This window comes from Streptomyces sp. ME19-01-6 (assembly GCF_033793745.1).
Classification (GTDB): domain Bacteria; phylum Actinomycetota; class Actinomycetes; order Streptomycetales; family Streptomycetaceae; genus Streptomyces.
Genome location: NZ_JARAXF010000007.1, coordinates 333036 through 348055 on the forward strand (window position 1 = coordinate 333036; position 15020 = coordinate 348055).

At 72.7% G+C, this 15020-nt stretch carries 13 protein-coding genes and 1 pseudogene; 9 read left to right on the forward strand and 5 right to left on the reverse strand.

The window, feature by feature from the left end:
* Window positions 1-26: 26 nt before the first annotated feature.
* Window positions 27-689: a hypothetical protein gene (locus PV419_RS19840; protein WP_319690952.1), complete on the reverse strand. Its 663-nt coding sequence runs from the start codon at window positions 687-689 to the stop codon at window positions 27-29.
* Between the two features lie 179 nt (window positions 690-868).
* Between PV419_RS19840 and PV419_RS19845 the strand changes: the two genes are divergently transcribed.
* The 9 genes and pseudogenes from PV419_RS19845 to PV419_RS19885 all read left to right on the forward strand — a co-directional run bounded on the left by PV419_RS19845 (window position 869) and on the right by PV419_RS19885 (window position 10181).
* A complete protein-coding gene (locus PV419_RS19845; protein ID WP_319690719.1) occupies window positions 869-1927 on the forward strand; it encodes a LacI family DNA-binding transcriptional regulator in 1059 nt (352 codons plus the stop codon).
* Window positions 1924-2934, forward strand: a complete 1011-nt coding sequence (locus PV419_RS19850; protein ID WP_319690721.1) for a 2-hydroxyacid dehydrogenase — start codon at window positions 1924-1926, stop codon at window positions 2932-2934. Before PV419_RS19845 ends, PV419_RS19850 begins: the two co-directional genes overlap by 4 nt.
* Complete coding sequence (gene manD, locus PV419_RS19855) at window positions 2931-4157, forward strand: D-mannonate dehydratase ManD (RefSeq protein WP_319690723.1); 1227 nt, start codon at window positions 2931-2933, stop codon at window positions 4155-4157. The genes PV419_RS19850 and manD overlap by 4 nt, the downstream gene beginning before the upstream one ends.
* A 2-nt stretch (window positions 4158-4159) precedes the next feature.
* Entirely contained in the window at window positions 4160-5701 is a 1542-nt protein-coding gene (locus tag PV419_RS19860; RefSeq protein ID WP_319690725.1) for a mannitol dehydrogenase family protein, read from the forward strand.
* 142 nt (window positions 5702-5843) lie between these two features.
* Window positions 5844-7283: an MFS transporter gene (locus PV419_RS19865; protein ID WP_319690726.1), complete on the forward strand. Its 1440-nt coding sequence runs from the start codon at window positions 5844-5846 to the stop codon at window positions 7281-7283.
* Between the two features lie 33 nt (window positions 7284-7316).
* Window positions 7317-7917: pseudogene (locus PV419_RS19870) on the forward strand (triphosphoribosyl-dephospho-CoA synthase); the annotation flags it as partial.
* A 478-nt stretch (window positions 7918-8395) separates the two neighbouring features.
* On the forward strand, window positions 8396-8671 hold the full coding sequence (locus PV419_RS19875) for a hypothetical protein (protein WP_319690727.1): 276 nt from the start codon (window positions 8396-8398) through the stop codon (window positions 8669-8671).
* A gap of 11 nt (window positions 8672-8682) precedes the next feature.
* Window positions 8683-9552 (forward strand): SAM-dependent methyltransferase, encoded by an 870-nt coding sequence (locus PV419_RS19880; protein ID WP_319690729.1) that lies wholly within the window; start codon window positions 8683-8685, stop codon window positions 9550-9552.
* Window positions 9553-9689: 137 nt separating this feature from the next.
* Window positions 9690-10181, forward strand: a complete 492-nt coding sequence (locus PV419_RS19885; RefSeq protein ID WP_319690731.1) for a hypothetical protein — start codon at window positions 9690-9692, stop codon at window positions 10179-10181.
* Window positions 10182-10198: 17 nt separating this feature from the next.
* Here PV419_RS19885 and PV419_RS19890 read toward each other — a convergent pair whose 3' ends face one another.
* The 4 genes from PV419_RS19890 to PV419_RS19905 all read right to left on the reverse strand — a co-directional run bounded on the left by PV419_RS19890 (window position 10199) and on the right by PV419_RS19905 (window position 14830).
* The gene (locus tag PV419_RS19890; protein WP_319690732.1) at window positions 10199-11356 is read right to left on the reverse strand and encodes an ABC transporter substrate-binding protein; all 1158 of its coding nucleotides are present in this window, start codon (window positions 11354-11356) and stop codon (window positions 10199-10201) included.
* Between the two features lie 56 nt (window positions 11357-11412).
* Window positions 11413-12321: an ABC transporter permease gene (locus PV419_RS19895; RefSeq protein WP_319690733.1), complete on the reverse strand. Its 909-nt coding sequence runs from the start codon at window positions 12319-12321 to the stop codon at window positions 11413-11415.
* A complete protein-coding gene (locus PV419_RS19900; RefSeq protein ID WP_319690735.1) occupies window positions 12318-13142 on the reverse strand; it encodes an ABC transporter ATP-binding protein in 825 nt (274 codons plus the stop codon). The genes PV419_RS19895 and PV419_RS19900 overlap by 4 nt, the downstream gene beginning before the upstream one ends.
* 257 nt (window positions 13143-13399) lie before the next feature.
* Window positions 13400-14830 (reverse strand): FG-GAP repeat protein, encoded by a 1431-nt coding sequence (locus PV419_RS19905; RefSeq protein ID WP_319690736.1) that lies wholly within the window; start codon window positions 14828-14830, stop codon window positions 13400-13402.
* Between the last annotated feature and the right edge of the window lie 190 nt (window positions 14831-15020).

A 15020-nucleotide genomic window follows, 5' to 3' on the forward strand; every position in this document is an offset into this window, starting at 1 on the left:
CCCGGCACCCTGCCGCGCGGGCGGGGTCAGCCGGCCGAGGCGCTCTCCAGCACCGCGTCGACCTCCTGCTGCTCATCCGGCCCGGTGGGCTGGGCGATGCCGAGGAGGAAGGCCGAGCGGGAATCCTGCCCGGCGATGAGGGTCAGGCGGAGGTGGCCCGTGCCGCCCTCGCCGCCGCTCACCTTCAATGCCACCGTGTACGCGGGGCGGTCACTCACCGTGGTGGCCTTCGACTCCTCGAGGGTGGAGCGCCCGTCCGGGTAGAAGTACTCCGCGTTCGACCGGGCCACGCCCTCCGTCCGCTCCTTCAGCTCGGACTTCGGCACGGCCCCGCCCCGGCCGGCCAGCACGACACTGCCACCTTCTTCGCCACCCGTGCGCGCCATGGTGATGGATGAGGTGAAGGCGTCCACCAGGTCGCCCTTCTTGTTGCGCTGCCAGCCTTCGGGGATCGCGTAGGAGATCCCGGCCGCGTCGTCCGTCACCCGTGGCCGGCCGGCCAGCGGGGAGCCGTCCTCGTCGCGCGTCAGCCACCAGGCGGTGGCGGCCCCGCCGACGAGCACCAGGACCGACACCACCACGGCCACGGCGGTCCGGCGGATCCGGGGTCGGCCCGACGTCCGTCGCAGGGGCGGCCGACTCCCGCCCGGCGGGCAGGACGGCGGGCCGACGAGAGGTGGCGTGGTCATGCCCGCCATCATGCCAGTCCGGTCGGCGGGCGCGGGCCGCCGATGACGAGGCCGAGGACCGCGGCCGACCACCGCGCTTGCCAATGGCTCGGCAAGCGTTGACAAGGTTGCGCAAGGGTGACGACCATGAAACATGTCGTTCATCCGCACCACTCCGTCGCACCAGGAGCGGAGTCTCCATGGCCCCCACCCTCACTGACGTGGCCAAGCGCGCCAATGTCGCGCTGTCCACCGCCTCTCGCGCGTTCAGCGCCCCCAACCGGCTCGGACCGCAGACCTTGCGCAAGGTACTGACCGTTGCGCAAGAGCTCGGCTACGAATCGCCCGTGGCGCGCACCGCCGAGCCGATCACGGACGCGGGGACCGCCACGGTCGCCGTCGTCGTGCCCGACATCGCCAACCCCGTGTTCGGCGCCTTCGTGAAGGCCGCGCAGGGCGAGGGCTGGCGCCGCGGGCAGACCGTCGTGCTCGCCGACACCGACTTCGACCCCGACCACGAGCGCGAAGTCCTCACCCATCTGCGCGAGCAGGCCGACGGGCTGATCGTGTGCTCGCCCCGGCTCGACGCGGACGAAGTCCTCGACATCTGCGGCCGTACGCCCGCCGTACTGGTCAACCGCGAGACGGCCGGCACCGACTGCGTGCTCGCCGACGCCGCCGAGGGCATGCGCCAGGCCGTCGAGTATCTGGCCGCGCTCGGCCATCGGCGGATCGCCTACGTCCAGGGCATGCAGCGCTCCTGGTCCAACGCCCAGCGCGTGAAGTTGATCCGCGCCGAGGCCGGGCGGGCCGGGCTGGCGCTGACGCTGCAGGGCTGGCAGTCCGAGACCGTGGCGGGCGGGACCGCCGCGGCAGCCGGTGTGCTGGCCTCGGGCGCCTCCGCCGTCATCGCGCACAACGACCTGGTGGCGCTCGGGGTGATCTCCGGAGCGCGGGCGCTGGGGGTGAGCGTGCCCGAGGACCTGAGCGTGATCGGGGTCGACGACATCCCGTTCGCCGAGGTGTCGCAGCCGTCCTTGACGAGCATCTCGGTGCCGATGGTGCGGGCCGGCGCGCTCGGTCTGGAGCTGCTGGGGAAGGTCATCGGGGGTGAGCGGCAGACCCCACGGACGCTCCGGCTGCCGACCCAGCTCATCGTGCGCGGCTCGACCGGCGCGGCCCGCGTCCGCCCCGCCGGAGCCGGCGCCACGGCGGGCCGCGCGGCATCGGGAGCGGCAGCGGGAGGGGCCGGGTCATGACGGCCGACACGCTGACCGTGGTGGTCGTGGACCCCAATCTCGACCCGCTGCGTGCCGAGTTCGAGGCCGCGCTGCCGGACGGAGTGTCCGTCAGCTGGCCGGACGCCCGGGACACCGCGGCGGTCGAGGCCGCCGTGAAGACGGCGGATGTGCTGGTGTCGGGGAAGTGCGACGGCCGGATGGCCTCGATCGCCACCCGGCTCCGGCTGGTCCACGCGGCCGGGGCCGGCACGGACGGGATCGACATCGCCTCGCTGGCCCCCGGGACCCAGGTCGCCAACACCTTCCACCACGAGGACTCGATCGCCGAGTACGCCGTGTCGGCGGCGATCCTGCTGCGGCGCGGCTTTCTGCGGCAGCACGACGCGCTGCGCCGTGCGCGGTGGGACTCCCCCGCGTACGACCCACGCTCCCCCTGGGCCGACACGCTCGGCGCGGCGACAGTCGGGTTCGTGGGCTTCGGGCACATCGGCGCCCGCTGCTGGCAGCGGTTCCGGGCGTTCGGCGCGCGGGGCGTGGCGGTCACCAGGCGCGGCGGGGTGGACGCGGCGGCCAAGGGGCTGGCCTGGTCCGGGACCACCCTCGACCTCGGCACCCTGCTGGAGGTCTCCGATGTGGTGGTGGTGTCGGCCCCGCTGGCCCCCGAGACCACGGGGCTGATCGGCGCGGCCGAGCTGTCCCGGATGCGTCCGTCGGCGGTGCTGGTCAACGTCGGCCGTGGCCCCGTCGTGGACGAGGACGCGCTCTACCGGGCCTTGAGCGACCGTGCGATCGGCGGGGCCGCGCTCGACGTCTGGTACCGCTACCCGGCCGACGGACACTCCGCGGCCCCCAGCAAGCATCCCTTCGAGACGCTGGACAACGTACTGATGACACCCCACTCCTCGGGCCTCACCCGCGAGACCTTCGCGCGCCGGGCCGATGACATAGCCGCCAACATCGGCCGGCTGGCCGCGGGCGAGCGGCTGCACAACCTCGTGGCGGTGGCCCCGGGAGCGCCCCGATGACCGGGGCGGGCGACACCATCGTCGCGGTCGATGTGCTCGTGACCAGCCCGGGCCGCAACTTCGTCGCACTCAAGATCACCACCGCGGAGGGCCTGGTCGGCTGGGGCGACGCCACGCTCAACGGCCGCGAGCTCGCCGTCGCGTCGTATCTGCGCGACCATGTGGCTCCGCTGCTGATCGGCCGGGACCCGGCGCGGATCGAGGACACCTGGCAGTACCTCTACCGCGGGGCGTACTGGCGGCGCGGTCCGGTGACGATGACCTCCATCGGCGCGGTGGACCTCGCGCTGTGGGACATCAAGGGGAAGACCACCGGCCAGCCGGTGTACCAGTTGCTCGGCGGCGCGGTGCGCGACCGGATCCTGACGTACACCCACGCCTCCGGCTGGGAGATCCCCCAGTTGCTCGACTCGGTCGACGAGCGGCGCGAGCAGGGCTTTCTCGCGGTGCGCGCGCAGAGCGGCGTCCCCGGTCTGGACACGGTGTACGGGGTGAGCAGGGGCGGCCCCTGGTACGAGCCGGCCGACCGTGGCGCGGCCCCGGCGGAGGAGCTCTGGGACACCGACTCCTACCTGCGGCACGCCCCGCGTGTCCTCGCGGCGGTACGCGAGCACGTGGGCCCCGAGCTGAAGTTGCTGCACGACGCGCACCATCGGCTCACCCCCGGCCAGGCGGCCCGGCTCGGCCGCGCGCTGGAGGAGGTGGACCTCTACTGGCTGGAGGACGTCACCCCCGCGGAGAACCAGGAGATGCTGCGGCACGTCCGGCGGCACACCACCGTCCCGCTGGCGATCGGCGAGGTGTTCAACACCGTCTGGGAGTGCCAGACGATGATCACCGAGCAGCTGATCGACTTCGTACGGACCTGTGTGACCCACGCGGGCGGGATCAGCCATCTGCGGCGGATCGCGGCGCTCGCCGAAATCTGGCAGGTGCGGCTCGGCCCGCACGGTCCCTCGGACGTCTCGCCGGTGGCCCTCGCGGGGTCGCTGCAGGTGGGCCTCGCGACCCCGAACTTCGCCATCCAGGAGTACATGGGCTACGAGCCGGTCGTGCACGAGGTGTTCGGGCACGCGTGGACCTACGCCGACGGACATCTGCACCCCGGCGACCGGCCCGGGCTCGGGGTCGAGGTCGACGAGGCGCTCGCCGCCCGGTTCCCGTACGAGCCCGCCTACCTGCCCGTCGCGCGGCGCCGCGACGGCTCGATGACGGACTGGTGAGGATGCGAGCGACCACTGTGCCCCGCCTCGGGCGGGCGACCGTTCCCCCGGCCGCGCTGGCCCTCGCGCGGCCGCCCGCCGAGACCGGCATCGTGCACCTCGGCCTGGGCAATTTCCACCGCGCCCACCAGGCCGTGCACACCGCGGCGGCGCTGGCCCGCGCCGACGGACCCTGGGGCATCCTCGGGGTCGCCGGCCGTTCCGCCGGCGTGGTCCGGGCGATGCGGGAACAAGACCTGCGCTATGCGGTCGTGGAGATCTCCCCGGGCCGCACCCGGGTCACCGTCCCCGCCGTGCACACCGGGGCGCTGCTGGCCACGGAGCAGCCGGACGCCGTGCTCGACGCGTTGGCCGCGCCCGGCACGGCCGTCATCACCCTGACGGTCACCGAGCACGGATACACCTTCTCCCCGCGCACCCACGGCCTGGACCTGGACGCGCCCGCGGTGCGGGCCGATCTGCGCGGCGACGCGCCACCGCGCACCACCATCGGGCGGATCGTACGGGGGCTGCAGCGCCGCAGCCGGTCCCACGCCCGGCCGGTGACCGTCCTGAGCTGCGACAACCTGGTGGGAAACGGTGAGCTGACGAGGCGGCTGGTGCGCGAGTTCGCCGAGGCGCTCCCGGCGGCCGAACGCGATGACCTGGTGCCGTGGCTGGAGAGCTCGGTGGCGTTTCCCGGCTCCATGGTGGACCGGATCGTCCCCGCCACCACCGACGCCTACCGCGAGGCGGTCGCGGCCCACCTCGGCGTGCGTGACGCGGTACCGGTGCCGGCCGAGCCGTTCTCCATGTGGGTGATGGAGGACCGCTTCGCCGCCGGACGTCCGCGCTGGGAGCTGTCCGGGGCGCTGTTCACGGACGACGTCGAGCCGTACGAACTGCTCAAGCTCCGGCTGCTCAACGGCACCCACTCGCTCATCGCCTATCTGGGCGCCCTGGACGGCCGGGACACCATCCCGGACGCGATCGCCCGGCCGTTCATCGCCGAGGCGGCGCGGAGCGTGCTGCACGACGAGTACCTGCCGAGCCTCACCGTGCCCACCGACATCGACGTCGACGACTACGTCAGCCGGCTGTTCGACCGCTGGGCCAACTCGGCACTGGGCCATCGCACCCGGCAGGTCGGCTCGGACGGCTCGGTCAAGCTCCGCCAGCGGGTGCCCGACCCCGCCCTGCTCCAGTTGCGCGCCGGGCGGATGCCACACCTTCTTGCGCTGACGGTGGCCGCGTACCTGTGCTGTGTGGCGCCGCCGCCCGGATTCTCGCCGGGCCCGCAGGCCACCGCGATGGTGGATCCGGCCCGGGACACACTCGCCGCGATCGCCGACCGGGCCCGCACCTCCTTGGGGGCGCCCTTCGTCGAGGCCGTCCTGGCCGGCGGGCTGCTCGGCGACGGCCTCCCCGAATACCCCGCGTTCGCGGCCCGGATCGCCGAACTCATCGACATCATCGTGCGATTCGGCCCGGGCGCCGCGGCGGCCGATGCCCGGGGGGCCACCGCGCCGTCCCCCATCGAGACGGCCGCCCGCCCCGGCGCCTAGGGCCGCGCCCCATCTGCCCTCTTTCACCTTCTCGGGTCGCCGGGTTTCCCGCCCGGCCCCGCCCCGCCCCCACCCCCCTCACCCTGCCTTGCCCTGCCCTGAAACCGCTCCGGAAATCGATCCGTTCAAGGAGGCATGGATCATGGACAACACCACCCGCGCCACCGCGCCCCCTCCCACGCCGGCCACAGCAGCCCCACCCGGGGAGCCGCCCGCCGACCCGGCCGCGGTACGGCGTGCCGCCTGGGCCGGTCTGATCGGCACCGCGCTGGAACAGTACGACTTCGTCATCTATGGCACGGCCTCGGCGCTGATCTTCAGCGATCTCTTCTTCCCGAACGTCTCGGCCTCCGTCGGCATCCTCGCCAGCTTCAGCACCTACGCCGTCGGCTTCGCCGCCCGGCCGCTGGGAGGGCTCTTCTTCTCCCGCTACGGGGACCGGCTCGGCCGCAAGTGGGTGCTGGTCGCGACGCTGCTGCTGATGGGCGGATCCACGCTGGCGATCGGCCTGCTGCCGACGTACGGCCAAGTGGGCCTCCTCGCGCCCGTACTGCTGCTGATCTGCCGCATGGCCCAGGGCTTCGGCGCGGGCGCCGAGCAGTCCGGAGGCGCCACCCTGCTCACCGAGACGGCGGCCATCGGACGGCGCGGAAGACTGGCCTCGCTCGTGATGACCGGAGCCGCGCTGGGCACCGCTCTCGGGGCCGTGGCCTGGATCCTCGCCCAACGCCTGTCCGACGACGCCCTGATGAGCTGGGGCTGGCGGCTCGTCTTCGGCAGCAGCCTCCTGGTCACCGTGGTCGCCATGGTCTTCCGGCGCAAGCTGCACGAGAGCCCGGTGTTCAAGGAGCTGGAGCAGCAGCACGAGCGGCCCTCGTCCCCGGTGAAGGAGGTCTTCAAGCACGGCAGGAAGCCGACGCTCCTGGTGCTCTTCATGAACTTCGGAATCAGTACCCAGTCGTACACCTACCAGGTGTTCATGGCCTCGTACCTGGTGTCCTCGGTGGGCGTCGACAAGGACTTCGTGCCGGAGGTGCTGCTGCTGGGCGCCCTGTGCGGCGGCGTCGCGGCGGTCTGTTTCGGCACGCTCTCGGACCGCTTCGGGCGGCGCCGGGTGTACTCCCTGATCGTCGGCGCCCTGGTCCTGCTGCCGACCCCCACCTTTGTCGCGCTGAACTCCGGCTCCAAGGTCGCGATCACCGTGGCCATCGTCATCGGCTTCATCCTGGCCTGCCAGGGGGCAGTCGGGGTGCAGATGAGCTACTTCCCCGAGCTGTTCGGAAGCCGCTACCGGTACGCCGGGGTCACCCTCGGCCGGGAGTTCTCCTCCGTGATCGGCGGCGGGGTCGCGCCCCTGATCTGCACCGCGCTGGTCGGCGCCTTCTCGGGGTCCTGGATACCGGTGGCCGGCTATATGACGCTGGTCGCCGCGGTCAGCCTGATCACCACCCGGATGGCGCCGGAGACACTCGACCGCGATCTCAACACTCCCATGGACAGCACCGACAGCACCGATCCGGCCGGGACCACCCGCGCACAGCCCGCGCACAGGAAGGACTCACCTTCCCGACAGGTTCGCTGACTAGCGTCCCGGTCCGTGGATGCCATGGACGACGCTCTGGCGCAGGCGGCGGTGCGCGCCCTGATCGCGCGCGGCGCACCGACTCGGGCGCTCCGCGAGGAGTTGGGCGCGATCGGCCGGGGAGCCGAGTGGACGATGTCCCGGGCCTGCGGCGGTCCGGCCCCGGGCCCGCACCGCGGAGCGCTCTGGGTGACGGGGCTGCTGGTCGCGGCCGCCGCCCTTGCTCCCGACGCCCCGCCCCGCGAACTGCCCGCCACAGCCAAGCGGATCGCGGCCCACCCGGACCGGCGCGCCCCGCGCCGTCCCCTCGCCGGGCTCGCAGGTCTCCGCCACCTACGGCGCGGCGGGCGCGCGCGGTGAGGCGCGGGCCGGACTTCCGCACGTACGCCGCGCCCTGGACGCCCTGTCCCGGGCGCGGGGTGCGGGGGCCGCGGAGCCGCAGGCCCGCCTCGACGCGCTGCTCACCGTGATGAGCACGCTCCAGGACACCGGGCCGCTGTACCACGCGGGCCCGCCCGCCGAGCTGTGTGAACTCGGCGTCGCGCCCGGGGGCAGCGCCGCGGTACTGGCCGGGGCGCTCTTCCTGGACCGCCTCCCCGCGCCGCCGATCATCCCCTCCGAGAAGGCGGTCTGATCGGACCTCTGGGCGGCTCATCGATGCCGCATCCCGTCACCTGCGCCTTAGCTTCCTCTCCGAATTACAGTAGGTCGGAGGCTTCCCGACTCCTCACGACGGACCCTTCCTCGGCAACGGCCCGCTCGGTGTGCACGTCTACCGGGAGGCCACGCCCAACTCCGTGAAAGTCATGGTCAGCCACAGCCAAGTGCAGGACCAACGGTTGCAGTGGCGCGCCCCGCACGGTTTCGCACGGCTGCCCATCGGCCACTTCGACCTCATGCTCGCCGACGGCGGGTGGGCCACCGCCTGGCGCGAGCGGCGCAGCCTGCTGTCCGTACCCGACCCTGGACTTCCTCACCTTCTTCACCGACGGCGAGGTCATCAACAACGCCTGGATGACCCCGAACTCCATGTATGTGGAGGGCGCGAACCTGGGCACGGGAGAGCCCGCTGACGGCGACCCAGTCGATCCTCGACATGGCCGTGCAGAGCCATGCGACGTCACGGCATCGAGATCCCGCTGGGCCGGGACGAGACGGCGGTCGTCGTCCCGCACGGCACCGACCCGGACCTGGACCCGCGCGATGTGCCGGCCGTGGGCGATGCCAAGCCGTGGGGGCTGCCCGACCGAGCCGTGCCGGGCGCGAACAACTCGGGGTTGCGCCTGGACAGTTGCGCCCACCCCGTTACGGCGCGGGGTGGGCGGGCGGCTTACGATCCTGTGCGAAGACGTGCGATGGAGGATCGCGCCCCGAAAGCCCTGACATGAGGAGATCACACGTGACCGCTCAAGGGGTAGCAGCCCAGACCGGTAGCGGACCGGAGCCCCCCAGCAGCCCCCTCAACCAGGGCAAGCCGCACAGCGCCCGGATGTACGACTACTTCCTGGGCGGCAAGGACAACTACGTCGCCGACCGCCAGGCCGCCGCCAAGGTGCTCACCATGTGGCCCGGCGTCATGATCGCCGCCCGCACCAACCGCGCCTTCATGCACCGCGCGATCCGGTACCTCGCCGCCGAGTGCGGCATCCGCCAGTTCCTCGACATCGGCACCGGCATTCCGACCAGCCCCAATCTCCACGAGGTCGCCCAGTCGATCGCCCCGGAATCCCGGATCGTCTACGCCGACAACGACCCGATCGTCCTCGCCCACGCCCAGGCCCTGCTCAGCAGCGACTCGCGAGGGCGCACCGCCTACGTGGACGCGAATGTCGCCGAGCCGGAGACCGTCCTGGGCGCCCCGGAACTCACCGAGGTGCTGGATCTGTCCCAGCCCGTCGCCCTGAGCCTGTGCGCGCTGCTGCACTTCGTCCCCGACGAGTGGGACCCGTACGGGATCGTCCAGCGCCTGCTCGAGCCGCTGGCGCCGGGCTCGTACCTCGTGCTGAGCCACATCACTCCGGACTTCGACCCCGAGGCGACCCAGCGGACCGTGCAGATCTACCACAGCGGCGGCATCCAGGGGAAAATCCGCAGCAGGGCCGAGGTGGAACGGTTCTTCACGGGGCTGGAGCTGGTCGAGCCGGGCATCGAGGTGCCGCACCGCTGGCGCGCCGACCTGGCGGCCCCGGACACCGGAACGGACACCGGCGATGTGACCGACGAAGAGGTCTCCTTCTGGGTGGGGGTCGCCCGCAAACCGGCCGCCTGACCCGCCGGGACGCAGGCCATTCACAGCCGGCCGCCCGGACGGCCGCGGAGCTTGCCTTCTGAAGATCCCTGCGCGTCAATGAGCCCACCATCTGACAGGGCATCAGCGATGCGGACATGGATCGGACGGGACGAGCGATGAGACGCACCATTGCCGGGTTACGCGCCACGGCCACCGCCGCCGCCTGCGCGGCACTGCTCGCGGCGGCCGTGGCCCTGGCGCCCACGGCCGCCGCCGTGTCGCCGGACACCGCCACGGCCCCGTACAACTGCGGCACGTACGGCGTCGTGGATCTCACCCTGCACGCCGCCCAGAACGGCACCAGGGCCACCATCACGCCCGGCTCCCCGGACCTGACCGCCCCGATCGCGATCCCGGCGAACGCCATCTCCGCCGCCCTGCGGTTCGAGAAGAACGGCGGCCCGGGCACGACCACGTTCACCAACGGCTCCAGCCCGGCCATTCCGGCGGGTTCCCCCATACGGTTCACGCTCGTCGGCACGGTGGCGCCGGGCGACAGCCTGGACTCCTACCTGGGCGGCGGCTCGCTGCGCATCTCGATCGGGGCCGTCCTGGTGACCTGCGACGCGCTGGCGAAGCAGACTCCGGGCCCGTTCGTCTTCGACTGACACCAGGCCCCCATGAGTCACGGCTTGTGGCCGACCGCCTCCGCGTAGAACGAGCGGTCAACGACCCCGTCCTCGGGCAGGGGATCGCCCTCAATCACGCCGGCCGCGGCGTAGGCCTTCTGCAGGCGGTCCACCGTGCCGTCGCGGATCTCCCAGTCCATGCGCAGCGACGGCACGGCGGCCAGCGTGTCCGGCTCGGTCTTGAGCGCCTCGCCGAGCTCGTTCACAAACGCCTTGCCCTTCTTGTAGTCCCCGGCGAAGTAGGTGTTGACGGTGCGGATGTAGGCGCGCAGAAACGCCACTCCCGCGTCCGGGTCCCCGGTCAGCAGATCGGGGCCGAAGAGAAGACCGCCGAGCGGCTCGCCCCGCGGCTGGCCGCCGAGGAACGCGTAGCCGGCGTCGCCGTCCACCTCGCGCCACACCGGGTCGAGCAGCCATGCCGCGTCCACGCCGCCGTTCTTCAGCGAGGTGAGCACCTCGGCGGGGCCCAGCTGCTGGAAGCGGACGCTGTCCACGTCGGCCTGGTGCCGGGCCAGCACCTTCTCCATCGGGTACATGATGACCGAGCCCTTGCCGATGAGCGTGCCGACGGTACGGTCCTTGAGGCCGACCTCGCCCGCCGTCTGCCCCGGCCGCAGCCTGACCCAGAATCCGCTCTTGGAGCCGGGCGCGGGCGAGAAGTTCCCGGCGACCCAGCGGATGTCGAATCCCTGCCGGATGCCGTTGAGCACGCCCGCCTCCGGAGCCGCGTACTGGACGTCGATGTCGCCCTTGGCCAGCAGCGGCAGCGCGTCCGGGGTGGGCAGCAGCTTCACCTCGACGTCGAGCTTCTCCTTGGCGAACTCGCCCTTGGCCAGGGCGATCTGCAGCGGCGCCAGGTACTCGGCGTTCAGGGTGCTGGCGGAGACGACGACCTTCGTCTTCTTCTTCAGCGGCTCGGGCGCGGGCGCGCCGGGCTCGCAGCGGGCGGGCGCGCGGTCCTCGGACAGGTCGGATGGGTCGGTCCAGCCCTTGGCGCAGCCGACGACAGGGGTGATCGGCCGGGCCTTGCGCTCGGCGCCGGAGCGCGCCGAGTCGGAGGTCCGCACATCGCAGGCGGTGAGGGGGCCGAGGACGCCCAGCAGGGTCACGGCCGTGGCCAGGGCTCGGGTGAGGAAGGGTCCGGGTGCTGGCATGGGTGTTGCCTTCCGGGTCCGGTGAGGCCGAGACGGAGTGGGGGTCAGGGGTGGGGTCAGGACTGGGGGCGGCCGCGGTCCCGCGGGGCCCACGGGGTGAGCCGGCGGCCGACGAAGCGCACGAGTTCGGAGAAGACCACGCCGAGCACGGCCACGCAGACGATGCCGACGAACATCACGTCGTTCTGGAAGAGCGCCCGCGAGTCGAAGACGAGATGGCCGAGGCCGCTGTCCGCGGCGATCTGCTCGGAGGCGACGATCACCAGGACCGCCACCCCGGCGGCGACCCGCATGCCCACCAGGACCTGCGGCAGCGAAGCCGGCAGCAGCACATGGCGGAACATCTGCCAGGGACCGGCGCCGAAGACCTGGCCGGCCTCCCGGTACCCCTCGGCGACGCCCATCACAGCCGCCATCGTGGAGATCCAGACGAAGAAGAAGACAGTGGTGGCCACGAGAGCGATCTGCGGGCCCTCGCCGAGGCCGAACATATTGAGGAACACCGGGAGCAGCGCGAGCTTGGGCACCACGTACAGCGCGTCGAGCAGGGGCTCCAGCGCCGCGCGGACGATCCGCACCGCGCCCATCAGCAGCCCGACGGCATAGCCCGCGGCCGTGCCGGCCGCATAGCCGGCGATCACCCGCTGGAGCGTGGCCCACACATCCGGCCACAGCTTGCCGTCGGCGGCGCGCTGCCAGCCGTCGGCGGCGATCGTGGACGGCGCGGGGTAGACGCGGGGGTCGATCCAGTGCCGGTAGGCGGCGAGCTGCCACAGCAGGATCAGCACCGTGGGCACGGCGACGGCCAGGGAGATCTCGAGGGCGAGGCGGCGCCGGTGGGCGCGGACCGGGTCACGCTCCCGGGGTCCGGGGCGCCGCACCAGCACGGTCTCGGCGGGTCCGCCCGGTGCCGCACCGGCCCGGTCGGCGCGGTCCGCGCCGAGCGACGCGGTCTCGCTGTTCATGAGCGCTTCCCCGCCGTGTCCACCATCACGGCGCCACCGGCTTCCGTCTGCACCTCGCCGCGCAACAGCTCCCACAGCTCGGACTGCAGCTCGGCGAACTCCGGGGAGCGGCGCAGCAGTCCGGTGCGGGGGCGCTCGAACGGCGGCCGTCGCTCGGCGATCACCCTGCCGGGCCTGGCCGACATCACCACCACGCGGTCCCCGAGCACGATCGCCTCCTCCAGGCTGTGGGTGACGAACAGCGCGGTGGTACGGGTCGCCTGGCAGACCGCGAGCAGCTCGTCCTGGAGGATGGTGCGCAGCTGGGCGTCGAGCGCGGCGAACGGTTCGTCCATGAGCAGCAGCTCCGGCTCCACCGCGAGCGCGCGGGCGATCGCGACCCGCTGCCGCATGCCGCCGGACAGCGCGGCCGGGTAGGCGTCGGCGAAGTCGGCGAGGCCGAGCCGGTCCAGCCAGTCCCGGGCCCGCGCGTCGGCGGCCTTGCGCGGCACGCGCTGCACGTCGAGGCCGAAGCGGACGTTGGCGAGCACGGTCTTCCAGTCGTAGATCCCGTAGTCCTGCGGGATCATCGCGGCCGGGTGGCGCCGACCGGCGCGTACCTCGACCTCGCCGCCACTGGGGCGGACGAGCCCGGCGACGATGCGCAGGAAGGTGGACTTGCCGCAGCCGGACGGGCCGACGACGCAGCAGAACTCTCCGTGTTGGACATCCAGATCGAGTGGCCCCAGCGCGTGCACCCGCCCGCCCGAGTGCCCGAAGCTGCGGGTCACCGCGCGGGCGCGCACCTTCGGCGCGGCCGTGGGTGTGGTGTGCGGCTCCACCCCGTGCCTCCTGATCCGATCGGTCGGGTGTGGTACGGAAGCGATCGCATGACCCGCATCGCCCCCCCAGGACGATATGACGGTGCGTCAGATACAGGCAAGAGCCGGGAGGCGGCGACCGCTCTCGGGCCTGTACGACGTCTTCTCGGCTGGCGATCTCTCGTGGGTGCGCCGCTGAGCCGAGGCGGACCAGCCCGCGGAGTGGGAATGCGCTGTCAAGATCGCTTTTGCGGGCTCGCTTTCTGCGCAGGGCACGGCTACCGGGCGAGCACTCCGCCGTGTTCCACCGCGCCGGAAAGGCCCAGCCGCGCCGGTGTCACCGAGGTGACCGGGGGCTTGGGGCCTTCTTCACGGGAGGCCTCGAACCATACGCCGCCCGAGCCCGCGTTCTCGCCGGGCGCGCCGATCGCCATGTCCGGGCAGCCGTCACCGTTGTAGTCGCCGGTGGCGACCGCCGTGCCGAAGAGGTCGCCCGCCTCCGCCGTACCGGCCACGCCCGCGGAGTTCTGGTTGAAGCCGACGCCGGTCATCGTGCCGTCGTGGCCCGCGGCGAGCCACTGGTACGCGCCCGCGTCCGCCTCGGCGCCGATGGCCTCGTGGCTGACGCCGACGACCAGTTCGTCGATGTCGTCCCGGTCGAGGTCGCCGACGGCGAGGGCCCCGCCGAAGTTGTCCTCGGGCTCTGCGGAGCCCGCGACGTCGGGCGAGGACTGCGTGGTGCACACGACCTTGCCGCCGAGGGTGGTGTCCGGCTTGCCGTACACCACGGCGATGGCGCCGCCGAGGCGGTCTGCGCAGAAGGTGGTGTCGACCTCCGGGTTGGGCTGGACCTGGCCGATGGCGAGGTCCGACGTGCCGTCGCCGTCGAAGTCACCGGAGGCTATCGCGTTGCCGAAGTCGCTAGTGCCCCATGTCCTCTTCCACTCGCCCGAGACCTTGCTGAGGACATGGGTGCCGGCGATCTCCATGCCCTTGTACGTCACCGCCAGGTCGTCGCCGCCGTCGCCGTCGAAGTCCCCCGTGACCAGGGCGCGGGCGCCGCCGAAGTCGTACCTCTCGACGAAGGAGGTGTCGGTGGCGGAGCCCGTGGTGAACGGACCGCGGCGCAGCAGCGTCGCGCCGCCCTCCTCGCCATCGGTACTCAGGGCGAGGTCCTTGTGTCCGTCCCGGTCGAAGTCGCCGACGGTGAGCAGCCTGCCGAGCCGCCCGTCGGCCCGGCCCTTGGCGGCGGTGAGGCCGCCCGCGAAGCCGGACGCCGAGCCCCAGACGACGGTGGCCGTGCCTTCCTGGTCGGTGCCGGCGTCCATCAGCCGTTCGCCGGGGGAGGTGACGGCCAGGTCGCTGTAGCCGTCGCCGTTGAGGTCGGCGGCGCTGACCGAGGTGCCGAACAGATCGCCCGCCTCGGCGGTGCCGGGCACTCCGGTCGTGGACTGGCTGACGCGGGCGGAGCCCGCGGTGCCGAGGCCGTCCGGGCCGCCCCAGACCACGTTGACATAGCCCGCCTTCGCCCGGCCGTCGACGGTGGCCTTCGGCATGCCGACCGCCAGGTCCGCGTATCCGTCGCCGTTGAAGTCCCCCTTGAGACCCGAGGGTGCCGCGGTGGCGGTGCCCTCGGCAGGGCCCGAGGGGGTGAGGACGGCGGCCAGTGCCGCCGCGGTGGCGGTCACGGCCAGGATGCGTATGCGCACGGGCTCTCCCAGAAGTGCGGGGTCGGTCTTCCGGGGCTTTTGACACCCGAGCGGCGCGGAGGGTTGTGGTGAGGTTGCTCCCGAGTGGATGTCAGGTGAACGGAGCCACGGGCGCCGTCACTTCCGCCACCAGCCGCGCAGCACCTGCTCGGCGGGCTTGCCGCGCGGGGTGCAGGCCAGGCGCCGCTCG

Excerpts from the sequence above, each read along its gene's own strand:
- PV419_RS19865 (WP_319690726.1), top strand. The coding sequence starts at position 5,844 with ATGGACAACACCACCCGCGCCACCGCGCCCCCTCCCACGCCGGCCACA.
- PV419_RS19850 (WP_319690721.1), top strand. The coding sequence starts at position 1,924 with ATGACGGCCGACACGCTGACCGTGGTGGTCGTGGACCCCAATCTCGAC.
- PV419_RS19840 (WP_319690952.1), bottom strand. The coding sequence starts at position 689 with ATGACCACGCCACCTCTCGTCGGCCCGCCGTCCTGCCCGCCGGGCGGG.
- PV419_RS19895 (WP_319690733.1), bottom strand. The coding sequence starts at position 12,321 with ATGAACAGCGAGACCGCGTCGCTCGGCGCGGACCGCGCCGACCGGGCC.
- PV419_RS19845 (WP_319690719.1), top strand. The coding sequence starts at position 869 with ATGGCCCCCACCCTCACTGACGTGGCCAAGCGCGCCAATGTCGCGCTG.
- PV419_RS19875 (WP_319690727.1), top strand. The coding sequence starts at position 8,396 with ATGCGACGTCACGGCATCGAGATCCCGCTGGGCCGGGACGAGACGGCG.
- manD (WP_319690723.1), top strand. The coding sequence starts at position 2,931 with ATGACCGGGGCGGGCGACACCATCGTCGCGGTCGATGTGCTCGTGACC.
- PV419_RS19890 (WP_319690732.1), bottom strand. The coding sequence starts at position 11,356 with ATGCCAGCACCCGGACCCTTCCTCACCCGAGCCCTGGCCACGGCCGTG.
- PV419_RS19885 (WP_319690731.1), top strand. The coding sequence starts at position 9,690 with ATGAGACGCACCATTGCCGGGTTACGCGCCACGGCCACCGCCGCCGCC.
- PV419_RS19860 (WP_319690725.1), top strand. The coding sequence starts at position 4,160 with ATGCGAGCGACCACTGTGCCCCGCCTCGGGCGGGCGACCGTTCCCCCG.